The following is a 12,922-nucleotide window of genomic DNA, read 5'->3' as shown; positions in this document are numbered from 1 at the left end:
GCCGGAACGGTCCCCAGGGCCATGCGAGCGGGACGGGGGTCAGGCGTCCGGGCGGGACGCCTCGGCGGCGGCCTCGGCGGCGTCCTTGACCGCGGCGGTCGCGTCGACCGCGGCGTCTTTGACCGCCGCCGCCATGTCGGCGGCGGCATCCTTCGCCTCGCTGACCGCTGCGGTCAGCCGGGATTCCTGCTCGCGGTAGGCGTCGCCGATCCGGTCGGTGAACTCGGAGATGCGGGCGTCGACCTCGGCGAGCACCTCATGGCCGCGCGGGTCCTTGTTCACGTAGTGCGCCAGCACGAATCCGCCGGCGATGCCGAACAGGAACCACAGGAGCTTCTTCATGTCTTCCCTTCCATGCCGCGGCGGCGGCATCCCCATCGTAGGGGGAAAAGCCAGGAGGGCGCCGGGATGTCCCGACGCCCTCCGTGCCCGGCCGCTGCGCGGCCAGGTGAGGCCGGATCAGCGGGCCGCGTAGTACTCGACCACGAGCTGCACTTCGCACACCACGGGCACCTCGGCGCGCTTCGGGCGACGCACGAGGCGGGCCTGCAGCTTGTCGAGGTCGACCTCGAGGTACGGCGGGACCGGGGGCAGCACCTCGGCGTTGCCACCGGCGGCGGCGACCTGGAACGGCTCGGTGCCCTCGCTGCGCTGCTTGACGTGGATCAGCTGGCCGGGCTTGACCCGGAACGAGGGGCGGTCCACGAGCTGGCCGTCGACCATGATGTGACGGTGCACGACGAACTGGCGGGCCTGTGCCATGGTGCGGGCGAAGCCGGCGCGCACGACGAGCGCGTCCAGGCGCTGCTCGAGCTGCTCGACCAGGTTCTCACCGGTCAGGCCGTCCTTGCGGCGGGCCTCTTCGAACTGGATGCGCAGCTGCGCCTCGCGGATGCCGTACTGCTCGCGCAGACGCTGCTTCTCGCGCAGACGGACGGCGTAGTCGCTGTCCTGCTTGCGCTTGGTGCGACCGTGCTCGCCGGGGCCGTAGGGGCGCTTCTCGAGGTAGCGCGCGGCCTTCGGGGTCAGGGCGACGCCGAGGGCGCGGGACAGGCGGACCTTGCGGCGGTCCTGGGACTTCGTAGCCACGAAGTGTTCCTTCCGATGACGCGGCCGTGTCGTTCACGGCTCGCGGACGTATCGCCCGACTCCGCCCGCCAGGTGTGCACGCCGGGGCGCACGAGGCGATGTTCCAGGAGGAGGGGGATGCCCGAAAACTCGGTTTCGAGCCGCTCTAGCTTAGCAGACGGCGTCGGCCGGTCACTGCCGCGTTCGCGCTATCGTTTTCTGCGTCCGCGCCCGAAATTCGCGTACGCGGATGTGGATTTCGACAGCGCGAGCGATCCGGTGCCCACCCATGGGGACGGATGCCGCTACTCGCTGCCTGTGTCGGGCTGCGCGACCAGAGCGTATTCGGACCCGGAGGGAGTGCGCTCGACCAGTACCGCGTCCACGAGATACCGTCGGAGCGCGACCGGATCCGCCGTGAATCGCCTCAGCCGCTCGGTGAGATCCCGTTCATCCACCACCTCGTCCGGGGCGAGCACGGCGACGGCGACGCGCGCCAGCAGCGCGCTACGCTCCGCCGCCTGTGCCGGGTAGCGATCGATCGTCCCATCGGGCCGGAAGAAGCGATCAAGTCCGGCCGGGCGCGGAGGGCGTGCCTGGGTGCGAAGCGCGCGGCGGAACGCGTCATCGTCGATCCGCCCGTCTTCGTCGATCATCCCCGCCTTCCGCAGCATCACCATGGTGTGCCGACGCCGTGAGGGACTGAGCGCGGCGCCCGCACTGTTCGGCGCCACACCGAGCTCGAGCTCGGCGAACACGCGCCGGGCGTGCGGATTCGCCAGTGCCGCCAGGATCGGACGCCAGCTCATCACGGCCCGCCGAGGATGCGGCGGATCTTCTCCAGCCGCGCCTGCACATCACGCTCGGCGCCCAGCGCCTTCGGCTCGTAATAGCGGCGGCCGCGCAGTTCGTCGGGCAGGTACTGCTGCGCGGCGACGCCGACCTCGCTGTCGTGCGGGTAGACGTACCCCTTGCCGTGGCCGAGGCGCTTGGCGCCGGGGTAGTGCGCATCGCGCAGGTGCACCGGCACGCGCCCGAACCCGCCGGCGCGCACATCCGCGATGGCGGCGTCGATCGCCAGGTAGGCGGCGTTGGATTTGGCCGTCGTGGCCAGGTACGCGGTGGCCTCGGCGAGCGGGATGCGGCCCTCGGGCATCCCGATGAAGGCCACCGCGTCGGCGGCGGCCACGGCGATCTGCAGCGCCTGCGGATCGGCCAGGCCGATGTCCTCGGATGCGGAGATCACCAGTCGGCGGGCGATGAACCGGGGGTCCTCCCCCGCCTCGATCATCCGGGCGAGGTAGTGCATCGCGGCGTCCACGTCCGACCCGCGGATCGACTTGATGAACGCGCTGATCACGTCGTAGTGCTCGTCGCCCTGCCGGTCGTACCGCAGCAGGGCCTTGTCGACGGCCTGGGCGACGGCGTCGGCGGTGACCACGGCCGGGGCCTCGCCCTCGGCGGGGGTGGCCAGGGATGCCGCGGCCTCCAGCGCCGTGAGCGCACGCCGTGCGTCGCCGGACGAGAGCCGGATGAGCGCGGCGCGGGCGTCGGGATCGAGCGAGACCGCATCCCCCAGGCCGCGCGGGTCTGAGACCGCCCGGTCCACGAGCATCCCGAGATCCGCGTCGCTCAGCGGCTGCAGCGTCAGCAGCAGCGACCGGGACAGCAGCGGTGAGATCACCGAGAACGACGGGTTCTCGGTGGTGGCCGCGATCAGCACCACCCAGCCGTTCTCCACCCCCGGCAGCAGGGCGTCCTGCTGCGCCTTGGTGAACCGGTGGATCTCGTCCAGGAACAGGATCGTGGACTGCCCGTACAGATCGCGCTGGTTCAGCGCCTCCTGCATCACCGTGCGGACGTCCTTCACCCCGGCGGTCACGGCCGACAGCTCGACGAACCGCCGGCCCGACGAGCGCGCGATCGCCTGGGCCAGTGTCGTCTTGCCGGTGCCGGGCGGCCCCCACAGGATCACGGACGCGGATGCCGTGGCCGCGGCATCTGGATCGGCCAGCGTGACCAGGGGCGAGCCGGGGCGCAGCAGATGGCGCTGCCCGGCGACCTCGTCCAGCGAGGTCGGCCGCATCCGCACCGCGAGCGGCGTCTGCCCGGTGAACAGGCCTGGAACGGTGGTCACCCACCCAGGCTATCCGCCGGGGACGACCCCCGTCTTTGTCTGCGGGGCGCCCGCGCCCATAGGATCGAGCCTGCCCGGGCACGGCCCGGACCGGTGGGCGAAGGAGGCGGCGTGGCGTCGGCGAACAAGAGGGACGCGCGCACCCAGCGCGAGCGGGCGCGGGCGTATCGGGCCCGACAGGAGCTGAACGCCCAGCAGGAACGCCGACGCGTGCGCGACAACGTCATCGGGGCCGTGGCCGGCACCGTGCTGCTGCTGGCGATCATCGGCGTGCAGTCCGCGTACTACCTCGCCGGACCCGGCATGCCCGCCCCCGCGGCCACCCCGACGCCGACGGCGACCGTCAGTCCCGCTCCCTCGGCGAGCGTCCCGCCCTCGCCCAGCCCGACGCCGTCGGACTGACGCACCAGCGAACCGACCGGGCCGGCTCGTACTAGTCTTGGAAGCCGTCCATCCCCCCGCAGACGGCGCCAGCCGTGATGAGGTGCAACCCGTGACTGCCGACGCAGAGAACACTCCTGTCCGCCCGCCCGTTCCCGGGCCTCGACCCCCCGCCACCCGTGCCGTTCCGGCACCGCCGGTGGGCGCGCCGCCCGTGCCGACGGCGCCCGCCGCCGCCCCTGCCGCCGGCAGCGCGGACGAGCCGTGGGGCCGGGTCGACGAGGCCGGAGTGGTGTCCGTCCGCGAGGGCGATCAGTGGCGCGTCGTGGGCGAATACCCGGACGGCACCCCGGCCGAGGCCCTGGCCTATTTCGAGCGGAAGTTCGCGGATCTGGCCGGCGAGGTCGTCCTGCTGGAGGCACGCCACCGCGGGGGCGGCGCATCCGCCGCCGATCTGCGCGCCACCGCGACCGCGGTCCGCGCCAAGACCGTGGATGCCGCGGCCGTGGGCGACCTGGAGGCGCTCCGGCGCCGGCTGGACGCGCTGCTGCTCGATCTGGAGCAGGCCGCCGCCGTGGAGAACGCGGCCGCCCGCGAGGCGGTGGACGCCGCGATCGCCGAGCGCACGGCCCTGGTCGAGCGAGTGGAGCAGCTGGCCGCACGGGACCCGCAGACAGTGCAGTGGAAGCAGACGACCGCCGAGCTGAGCGACCTGTTCGAGCAGTGGCAGGCCCAGCAGAAGGACGGCCCACGCCTGCCGAAGTCGGCCGGCCAGCGCCTGTGGAAGCGGTTCCGGGCCGCACGCGCGACGATCGACAAGCAGCGTCGCGAGTTCTACTCCGAGCTGGACGAAGTGCACAAGTCGGCCCGTGCCTACAAGACGACGCTGATCGAACGCGCCGAGGCGCTCGCTCCGAAGGGCGAGGACGGGATCGGCGCCTACCGCGACCTGCTCGACTCGTGGAAGGCCGCCGGCCGGGCCGGCAAGAAGGCCGACGACGCGCTCTGGGCGCGGTTCAAGGCCGCCGGCGACGCGCTGTACGGCGCGCGCGCCGAGCGGGAGAGCGCCGAGGTCGAGGCATCCAAGGAGAAGATCGACGCCAAGCGCGCGCTGCTCGAAGAGGCCGCGCCGATCGTGGACGAGCGCGACCTGACCAAGGCCCGCACCGCACTCACCGGCATCCAGCGTCGCTGGGACGAGATCGGCCGCGTCTTCCCGCGCGACCGCGAGCGTGCGCTGGATGACGAGCTGCGCAAGATCGAGCAGAGCGTGCGTACGCGCGAGGACGCGGACTGGAAGCGGAACAACCCGGAGACGAAGGCCCGCGCCAACGACATGACCCGTCAGCTCACCGACGCCATCGCCAAGCTCGAGCAGGAGCTTGCCGATGCCGAGGCCGCCGGCGACGCCCGCGCGATCGCCGCGGCGGCGGAGGCCCTCGAGGCCCGCAGGGCGTGGCTGCGCGCGGTCGGCGGCTGAGAGCGAGTTCTCCACAGATCACGGGCCGGCGGTGCGCGCGGCCGCGCCGACGCGGCACACTGCCGGTATGGGTTCGCCGTACCTCTACTTCGTCGGTGAGCGGCTGTCGCAGGCCGAGCTGAGCGCGGCGTGCCTGGACGGGCACCTGGTCGAGCTCGGCGACGGATACATGCCCGCCGATGCCGTGGAGACGGTGGCGCTGCGGGCCGGCTCGCTGCTGCCCCTGCTGGGTGACACGCTGGCCGCCGTGCATCTGAGCGCCGCGTGGGTCCACGGGGCGCTGGCGATGCCGCCCGGCCGGCATCGCGTGCAGCGCGCCGTGCCGCAGCGTCTGCATCACGTGATCGACCATCGGCTCCGCTACCACGATCGGCGGCTGCCGGCGGACGACCTCATGCGCACCGGCGGGGCGTGGGTGACCACCCCGACCCGGACCCTGGCCGATCTCGCCCGCGACCCGGACGCCGACGCGGTGCGCGCGGCGCGGGCGATGGTGCGGGCGGGGATCGCCGACCCGGATGCGGCGCTGGGGTGGCTCGCGGCGGCGGGACCGGTGCCGCACACGCGGCGCGCCCATGCGCTGCTGCGCCGGCTGACCGGTACCGGTCAGCCGGAGGTCACCCGGTAGACGTCGTAGACCGCGTCGATCCGGCGCACGGCGTTCAGCACGCGATCCAGGTGCACGGTGTCACCCATCTCGAACACGAACCGGCTGATCGCCAGCCGCACATCGCTGGTGGAGACCGTCGCCGACAGGATGTTCACGTGATGCTCGCTGAGCACGCGGGTGACGTCGCTGAGCAGCCCGGAGCGATCCAGCGCCTCGACCTGGATCTGCACCAGGAACACGCTCTTGGTGGTCGGCGCCCACTCGACGTCGATCAGACGCTCCGGAGAGGCCATCAGCGCCTTCACGTTCGTGCAGTCGGCCCGGTGCACCGAGACCCCGCTGCCCCGTGTGACGAAGCCCACGATCTTGTCGCCGGGCACCGGCGTGCAGCACTTGGCGAGCTTGACCAGGATGTCCGGCGCGCCGCGCACGAGGATCCCGGAATCGCTGCCGCCCCGCTGCGACCGCGGCTTGCCGCCGTGCGGGGGCAGGTCGATCGGACCGGTCACGGTCTCGTTCACGGTCACCAGCGCGGTGACCTTCTCGAGCACGGACTGCGTGGACACATGCCCTTCGCCCACGGCGGCGTACAGCGCCGAGACATCCTCGTAGCGCAGCTGCTGGGCGACCTCGGCGAACGAGTCCTGGCTCATCAGACGCTGCAGCGGCATGTTCTGCTTGCGCATCGCCCGGGCGATGGCCTCCTTGCCCTGCTCGATCGCCTCTTCGCGGCGCTCCTTGGTGAACCAGCCGCGGATCTTGCTGCGGGCCCGGGTGCTCTTCACGAAGCTGAGCCAGTCCTGGCTGGGTCCGGCGTCCGGGTTCTTCGAGGTGAACACCTCGACGACGTCGCCGGAGTGCAGCTCTGACTCCAGAGGCACCAGGCGGCCGTTGACCTTCGCGCCCATGGTGCGGTGGCCGACCTCGGTGTGCACGGCATACGCGAAGTCGACCGGGGTGGCGCCGGCGGGAAGGCCGATCACCCGCCCCTTCGGCGTGAACACGTACACCTCCTTGGCGCCGATCTCGAACCGCAGCGACTCGAGGAACTCTCCGGGGTCGGCCGTCTCGGCCTGCCAGTCCGAGATGTGCGCGAGCCACGCCATGTCGGCGTCCACGGCACGCCCGTCGGATTTGCCGCTGTTGACCCGCTCCTTGTACTTCCAGTGCGCGGCGACGCCGTACTCAGCCTGCTGGTGCATCTCGTGCGTGCGGATCTGGATCTCCACCGTCCGTCCGCCGGGTCCGATCACCGTGGTGTGCAGCGACTGGTACAGGTTGAACTTCGGGGTGGCGATGTAGTCCTTGAAGCGGCCCGGCAGCGGGGTCCAGCGTGCGTGGATCGCGCCCAGCACGGCGTAGCAGTCGCGTACCGTGTTCACGAGCACGCGGATGCCGATGAGGTCGTAGATGTCGTCGAACTCGCGACCGCGGATGACCATCTTCTGGTACACCGAGTACAGCTGCTTGGGCCGTCCGGCCAGCTGGCCGCGGATCTTCAGCTCGCGCAGATCGGTCTCCACGTCATGGATGACGCTCTGCACGTACTGCTCGCGCTGGGGGGTGCGCTGCTTGACCAGGCTGTCGATCTCGGCGTAGAGCTTGGGCTGCAGCACCGCGAAGGACAAGTCCTCCAGCTCGGCCTTGATCGCCTGGATGCCGAGTCGATGCGCGAGCGGCGCGTAGATCTCGAGGGTCTCGGTCGCCTTCTTCTTCGCCTTCTCCGGCGGCACGAAGCCCCAGGTGCGGGCGTTGTGCAGACGGTCGGCGAGTTTGATCAGCAGCACCCGGATGTCGCGGGACATGGCCACGATCATCTTGCGGACGGTCTCGGACTGGGCGCTCTCGCCGTACTTCACCTTGTCGAGCTTGGTGACCCCGTCCACGAGCATGGCGACCTCGTCGCCGAACTCCATCGTCAGCCGGTCCAGACCGTAGTCGGTGTCCTCGACCGTGTCGTGCAGCAGAGCGGCCGCGACCGCGCGCGGCCCCAGTCCGAGGTCGGCGAGGATCTGGGCCACCGCCAGCGGGTGGGTGATGTACGGCTCGCCGCTCTGCCGCTTCTGCCCGGTGTGCGCGGACTCCGCCGTCGAGTACGCGCGCTCGATGATCGACAGATCACCCTTGGGGTGGTGGGTGCGGACGGTGCGAATCAGCTGTTCCACGTCGTCGCGCCGCTGGCTGCGGGAGAAGATCCGCGGCACGAGGCGGCGCAATGACGAACTCTGCCCCGCGGGGACGGCTTCGGCCACGTGTCACCCCCTCCGCATCGCTGCGACAATCCTACGCCGAGGCCCCCGGAGCGGACGCCGGACGACCGGCTCAGGCGGCGACGGCCGCCTGGGCGCGCGCCTTGCGCACCTTGGCATCGTGCGCCTTCAGCGCGGGCTCGTTCTCGCGGAACAGCGAGTACAGCGGCGAGGCCACGAACAGCGTGGAGTACGCGGCCACGATGATCCCCACGAAGATCGACAGCGAGATGTCGCTGAGCGTCTGCGCGCCCAGCCAGAACGCGCCGATGAACAGGATCGCCCCGACAGGCAGGATCGCCACCACCGTGGTGTTGATCGATCGCACCAGCGTCTGGTTCACCGCGAGGTTGACCGATTCCGAGAACGTGCGATTCGCGTGTTCGCCGTCCTCGTGCGTATTCTCCCGGATCTTGTCGAAGACCACCGTGGTGTCATACAGCGCGTACGCCAGGATCGTGAGGAAGCCGATCACCGCCGCCGGCGAGATCTCGAACCCGGCGAGGGCGTAGATGCCGATCGTGATGACCAGCACGTCGACCAGGCCGATGATCGCGGCCGCCGACATCTTCCACGTGCGGAAGTACAGCGCCAGGATCAGGAACGTGAGGGCGAGGAAGATCGCCAGGCCCCACAGGGACTGCCGGGTGACGTCGGCGCCCCAGCTGGGGCCGATGAACGAGGTCGTGACCTCGTTGACGTCCACCTGGTATGCCGCTGCGAGGGCGTCGCGCACCTGCTGCGTCTGGGCCGGGCTCATCTGGTCGGTCTGGACCCGCACACCGTCGGAACCGACGGTGGTCACCTTGGTGGTGGCGTCCGGGACGACCGAGGTGACCGCGGCGGTGGCGGTCTCCTGATCCGGCTGGGATACACCGCTGACGGTGAACTGCGACCCGCCGGTGAACTCGATCGAGAACTGCACCGGACGGAACAGCGGCACCAGGACGGCGCCGAGCACCAGCAGCGCGGCGATGATGAACCACACGCGACGGCGTGCGACGAACGGGAAGGAGACCTTGCCCGAATAGAGGTTGTTGCCGAACCGGCTCATGGCGCCCATCAGCGATCAGCCCCCTTCTTCGACGAGTCGGTACTGCTCCCGGAGGTGCTGCCGGATCTGGCTGCCGCCTCGGCGGCGGCCTTGCGCTCGGCGATGGTCTGGCGCCGCTCGGCTTCGCCGCGGGAGCGACCGGTGCGCCGGGCCGCCGAGCCCTTGGTCTCGACCGCGGGGGCGAGGAACTGCGCCCGCCCGCGGTACACCGCGCCCAGTGCGGCGGGGTCCATCCCCGACAGCCGGTGTCCCTCGCCGAAGAAGCGGGTGCGGGCCACCAGCTGCATCACCGGGTGCGTGAACAGGATGAAGATCAGGATGTCGATGGCCGTGGTCAGGCCGAGCGTGAACGCGAAGCCCTTCACCGTGGCATCGGCCAGGATGTACAGCACGACCGCGGCCAGGATGTTGACGGCCTTGGCGATGTAGATCGTCCGCTTGGCGCGCCCCCAGCCGTCCTCGACGGCGCCCGTGATCGATTTGCCGTCGCGCAGCTCGTCGCGTATTCGCTCGAAATACACGATGAACGAGTCGGCGGTGAATCCGATGGTCACGATCAGACCGGCCACACCTGCCAGCGACAGGCGGAATCCCATCCGCCACGCGAGGATGCACAGCATGAACCAGGTGATCACCGCCATCACGGCCAGCGAGGCGATGATCACGAAGCCCAGCGCCCGGTAGCTGATCAGGGAGTACACCGCGACGAGCGCGAGACCGATGAGTCCGGCGATCAGGCCGATCTGCAGCTGCTGCGAGCCGAGGGTCGCCGAGATGGTGTCGGAGCTGACGACCGTGAAGCTCAGCGGCAGCGCGCCGTACTTGAGCTGATCGGCCAGCACCTTCGCCGTCTGCTCGGTGAACGATCCGGAGATCGATGGACTGCCGTCGGTGATCACGGCGTTCATCTGCGGCGCCGAGATCACCTTGCCGTCCAGGACGAACGCGAACTGATCGCGCGGCGCCTGGTTCTCCGCCTTCAGCGCGTACAGCCGCTGGCTGACCTCGGCGAACGTCTTGGTGCCGGTCGCGTCGAACTTCAGCTGCACCTCCCACTGGCCGCTCTGCGAGCTCATGCCGTAAGAGGCGGTCGTGATCGACGAGCCGTCCAGCTCGACCGGACCGAGGATGTACTTCGCCGTCCCGTCGGTGTCGCACGTGATCAGCGGCTCGTCCTTCGGGGCGTCGGCCGGGTCGTTGCTCTTGTCGTTGCAGTCGTAGGCGAGGAACTGGGCCTGCAGCTTCGGCGTGATCCAGCTGGGGTCGCTGCCGTTGCTCGGCGACGCGGTGGGGGTGGCCTGCAGCGTGGGCGCGGGCGTGGGGTACGGGGTCTGCTTGCCGTCCTCGCCGACGAACGACGTCGACGGTGCACCGGTGTAGAGCACGGCGCGCAGCTGCATCTGCGCCGAGGCCTCGATGCGCGCCCGGGTCTCATCGTCGGCCGGGCCGGGGATCTGGACGACGATCTGGTTGCCGGCCTGCGTGGTGATGTCGGACTCGCCGACACCCGAGGCATCCACCCGCTGGCGGATGATCGTCGAGGCCTGCTTCATCTGATCGGCGGTCGGCGCGGTGCCGTCGGGCGTCTTGGCCTGCAGAATCATCTGCGTGCCGCCCTGCAGGTCCAGCGCGAGCTCGGGCACCCACGACGCCTGCTTGAAGACGTAGACGCCGAGGGCGTTGATGCCGGCGAGCACGCCGATGACGATGACGAGTCCCAGCAGCGCACGCCAGGCATGCCGAACGGGAGATGAGGAGGCCACAGAGGGTCAGCTTTCTTGCAGAGCGGCCGAAGATCAGGCCTCGGGCGAGTCCTTCTTGTCGTCATCCTGGGACTTCAGCCGGGCGGCCGTCTCGTCGGCGGATTCGATGCGCGGGGCGCCGGCGTCCGCCGCGTTGTCGGGGACGGTGTCCTCGTACTCCGGGACGATCTCGTCGGTCGGGCTGACGACGCGCAGGATCGACTGGCTGTGCACCTTGATGTCCACGCCGGGAGCGATCTCGACCACCGCGGGCTGATCGAGGTTCTCCGGGTCGTACGAGACGATGGTGCCGTACAGGCCGCCCTGCAGCAGCACCTCGGCGCCCGGCACGGTCTGCCGCGCCTTCGATTCCTGTTCGGCCTTCTGCTTGGCCATGCGGCGGCGCGAGCTCCAGAACATGAAGACCAGGAGGACCACCAGCAGGATGATCAGGCCGTACTGCGAGAAGAAATTAGCCATGAAGCAGGTGGCACCTTTCGGATGAGGCGCGCCGCGGCGGCGCTGCCTGAAGGGGATCGGGGGGAAAGCCTTCAGCGATTATAGGTCATCAAGGGTGAGCGCCCCGTCCGGATGCGGGATCCCCAGGTGCCGGTATGCCTCCGGCGTCGCGACCCGGCCGCGGGGTGTGCGCCCCATGAAGCCGATCCGGACGAGGTAGGGCTCGACCACCGATTCGATCGTCTCGGCCTCTTCGCCGACCGTGACGGCGAGTGTGTTCAGCCCCACCGGTCCCCCGCGGAAGCGCCGGATGAGCACGTCCAGGACGGCGCGGTCCAGGCGGTCCAGGCCGATCGCGTCGACGTCGTACAGCTCGAGCGCCGCGTCCACGGTGGCGAGGTCCACCGAGCCTGTGCGAGGTCCGTGCACGACGACGTAGTCGCGCACGCGCCGCAGCAGCCGGTTGGCGATCCGGGGCGTCCCCCGCGACCGCCGGGCGATCTCGGAGCGCGCCTCCTGCGGCAGCGGGATGTCCAGCATCCGCGCGGAGCGGCCGATCACCTGCTCGAGTTCTTCGGGCTCGTAGTACTCCAGGTGGGCGGTGAACCCGAACCGGTCGCGCAGGGGGTTCGGCAGCAGCCCGGACCGGGTGGTCGCGCCGACGAGGGTGAACGGCGAGAGATCGAGCGGGATGCTGGTGGCACCGGCGCCCTTGCCGACCATGATGTCGATCCGGAAGTCCTCCATCGCCAGATACAGCATCTCTTCGGCCGAGCGCGCCATCCGGTGCACCTCGTCGATGAACAGGACCTCGCCCGGGGTGAGGCTTGACAGCAGCGCGGCCAGGTCGCCGGCGTGCTGGATGGCCGGGCCGCTGGACATGCGCAGGGCGCGGCCGCTCTCGTGGGCCACGATCATCGCCAGGGTCGTCTTGCCCAGGCCGGGCGGGCCGGCCAGCAGGATGTGGTCGGCGGGACGCTGCTGGATGCGCGCGGCGTCCAGCAGCAGCTGCAGCTGCCCGCGGACCTTCTGCTGCCCGACGAATTCGGCCAGCGACTCGGGGCGCAGCGCGCCCTCGATCGCCAGCTCGGTCTCGTCGATCGCCTCGGGGTCCAGCTCAGCCACGAGCGCCCTCCGCCCGTGCCGGTCCGAGGTGCGCCAGGGCGAGCCGGAGCAGCGCCGGAACCGTCGAGCGGTCGCCGGCCGCGGCATCCGCCATCACCGACTCGACCGCCTCGATGGCCACGCGCTCGGACCAGCCCAGCCCCAGCAGCGCCGCCACCACCTGGTCCGCCGTCGCCCGGGACCCGGCGGCGGGCGTGCCCGACGGGGCCGGCGGGGCGAGCTTGCCGGTGAGCTGGACGACGATCAGCTTGGCGGTCTTCGGGCCGATGCCGGAGACGCGGCGGAAGGGCGCGTCGTCGTCGTCCGCGACCGCCTGGGCGATCTGGTCGACCGACATCGCCGCCAGGACGCCCAGCGCGGACTTCGGCCCGACGCCGGTCACCCCGAGCAGCACCCCGAACAGCGCGCATTCCGCGCGACCGGCGAATCCGTACAGCGACAGCGCGTCCTCGCGGACGATCAGGGCCGTGTGCAGCAGGAGCTGGTCCCCCACGCGCGCCGTGCGGGCCACGTCGGGCGTCACGGCGACCGTGAACCCGACACCGCCGACGCTCACCTCGACGAGGTCGGTCCCGGCGTGCAGGACCGTGCCGTGCAGCGATGAGATCATGACACCA

The 12,922-nt window shown here is 70.7% G+C and carries 13 protein-coding genes; 3 read left to right on the top strand and 10 right to left on the bottom strand.

Annotated features, from left to right (window positions below; genetic code table 11):
* Positions 1 to 39 precede the first annotated feature (39 nt).
* The 4 genes from AC0L6F_RS02325 to AC0L6F_RS02310 all read right to left on the bottom strand — a co-directional run bounded on the left by AC0L6F_RS02325 (position 40) and on the right by AC0L6F_RS02310 (position 3,154).
* Positions 40 to 342, bottom strand: a complete 303-nt coding sequence (locus AC0L6F_RS02325) for an ATPase (protein WP_259611981.1) — start codon at positions 340 to 342, stop codon at positions 40 to 42.
* Positions 343 to 459: 117 nt separating this feature from the next.
* Entirely contained in the window at positions 460 to 1,089 is a 630-nt protein-coding gene (gene rpsD, locus AC0L6F_RS02320; RefSeq protein WP_274638295.1) for a 30S ribosomal protein S4, read from the bottom strand.
* A 284-nt stretch (positions 1,090 to 1,373) separates the two neighbouring features.
* Positions 1,374 to 1,877 carry a DUF2087 domain-containing protein gene (locus AC0L6F_RS02315; RefSeq protein ID WP_473539031.1) on the bottom strand — a complete coding sequence of 168 codons (504 nt, stop codon included), beginning with the start codon at positions 1,875 to 1,877 and terminating at the stop codon, positions 1,374 to 1,376.
* Positions 1,877 to 3,154 (bottom strand): replication-associated recombination protein A, encoded by a 1,278-nt coding sequence (locus tag AC0L6F_RS02310; protein ID WP_473539931.1) that lies wholly within the window; start codon positions 3,152 to 3,154, stop codon positions 1,877 to 1,879. The genes AC0L6F_RS02315 and AC0L6F_RS02310 overlap by 1 nt, the downstream gene beginning before the upstream one ends.
* A gap of 162 nt (positions 3,155 to 3,316) precedes the next feature.
* Between AC0L6F_RS02310 and AC0L6F_RS02305 the strand changes: the two genes are divergently transcribed.
* From AC0L6F_RS02305 to AC0L6F_RS02295, 3 genes are all read left to right on the top strand, one after another.
* A complete protein-coding gene (locus AC0L6F_RS02305) occupies positions 3,317 to 3,607 on the top strand; it encodes a dioxygenase (protein WP_473539030.1) in 291 nt (96 codons plus the stop codon).
* A gap of 193 nt (positions 3,608 to 3,800) precedes the next feature.
* Positions 3,801 to 5,066, top strand: coding sequence for a DUF349 domain-containing protein (locus tag AC0L6F_RS02300; protein WP_473539029.1), 1,266 nt, complete (start codon positions 3,801 to 3,803; stop codon positions 5,064 to 5,066).
* Positions 5,067 to 5,133: 67 nt separating this feature from the next.
* Positions 5,134 to 5,694, top strand: a complete 561-nt coding sequence (locus AC0L6F_RS02295; RefSeq protein WP_473539028.1) for a hypothetical protein — start codon at positions 5,134 to 5,136, stop codon at positions 5,692 to 5,694.
* Here AC0L6F_RS02295 and AC0L6F_RS02290 read toward each other — a convergent pair.
* The 6 genes from AC0L6F_RS02290 to ruvA form a co-directional block, all read right to left on the bottom strand.
* Complete coding sequence (locus AC0L6F_RS02290) at positions 5,673 to 7,928, bottom strand: RelA/SpoT family protein (protein ID WP_473539027.1); 2,256 nt, start codon at positions 7,926 to 7,928, stop codon at positions 5,673 to 5,675. The genes AC0L6F_RS02295 and AC0L6F_RS02290 overlap by 22 nt on opposite strands.
* A 70-nt stretch (positions 7,929 to 7,998) precedes the next feature.
* On the bottom strand, positions 7,999 to 8,988 hold the full coding sequence (secF, locus tag AC0L6F_RS02285) for a protein translocase subunit SecF (protein ID WP_259611977.1): 990 nt from the start codon (positions 8,986 to 8,988) through the stop codon (positions 7,999 to 8,001).
* The gene (gene secD / locus AC0L6F_RS02280; protein WP_274638300.1) at positions 8,988 to 10,742 is read right to left on the bottom strand and encodes a protein translocase subunit SecD; all 1,755 of its coding nucleotides are present in this window, start codon (positions 10,740 to 10,742) and stop codon (positions 8,988 to 8,990) included. Before secD ends, secF begins: the two co-directional genes overlap by 1 nt.
* A gap of 33 nt (positions 10,743 to 10,775) precedes the next feature.
* Positions 10,776 to 11,201 (bottom strand): preprotein translocase subunit YajC, encoded by a 426-nt coding sequence (locus AC0L6F_RS02275; protein WP_259611976.1) that lies wholly within the window; start codon positions 11,199 to 11,201, stop codon positions 10,776 to 10,778.
* A gap of 78 nt (positions 11,202 to 11,279) precedes the next feature.
* Positions 11,280 to 12,392 carry a Holliday junction branch migration DNA helicase RuvB gene (gene ruvB, locus AC0L6F_RS02270; protein ID WP_473539026.1) on the bottom strand — a complete coding sequence of 371 codons (1,113 nt, stop codon included), beginning with the start codon at positions 12,390 to 12,392 and terminating at the stop codon, positions 11,280 to 11,282.
* Positions 12,298 to 12,915, bottom strand: a complete 618-nt coding sequence (gene ruvA / locus AC0L6F_RS02265; protein WP_473539025.1) for a Holliday junction branch migration protein RuvA — start codon at positions 12,913 to 12,915, stop codon at positions 12,298 to 12,300. The genes ruvB and ruvA overlap by 95 nt, the downstream gene beginning before the upstream one ends.
* Positions 12,916 to 12,922 lie beyond the last annotated feature (7 nt).

The organism is Microbacterium sp. G2-16M, from assembly GCF_055809115.1.
The sequence above is the reverse complement of the archived record's forward strand: the minus strand, read 5'-3'. Positions and strand labels throughout refer to the sequence as shown.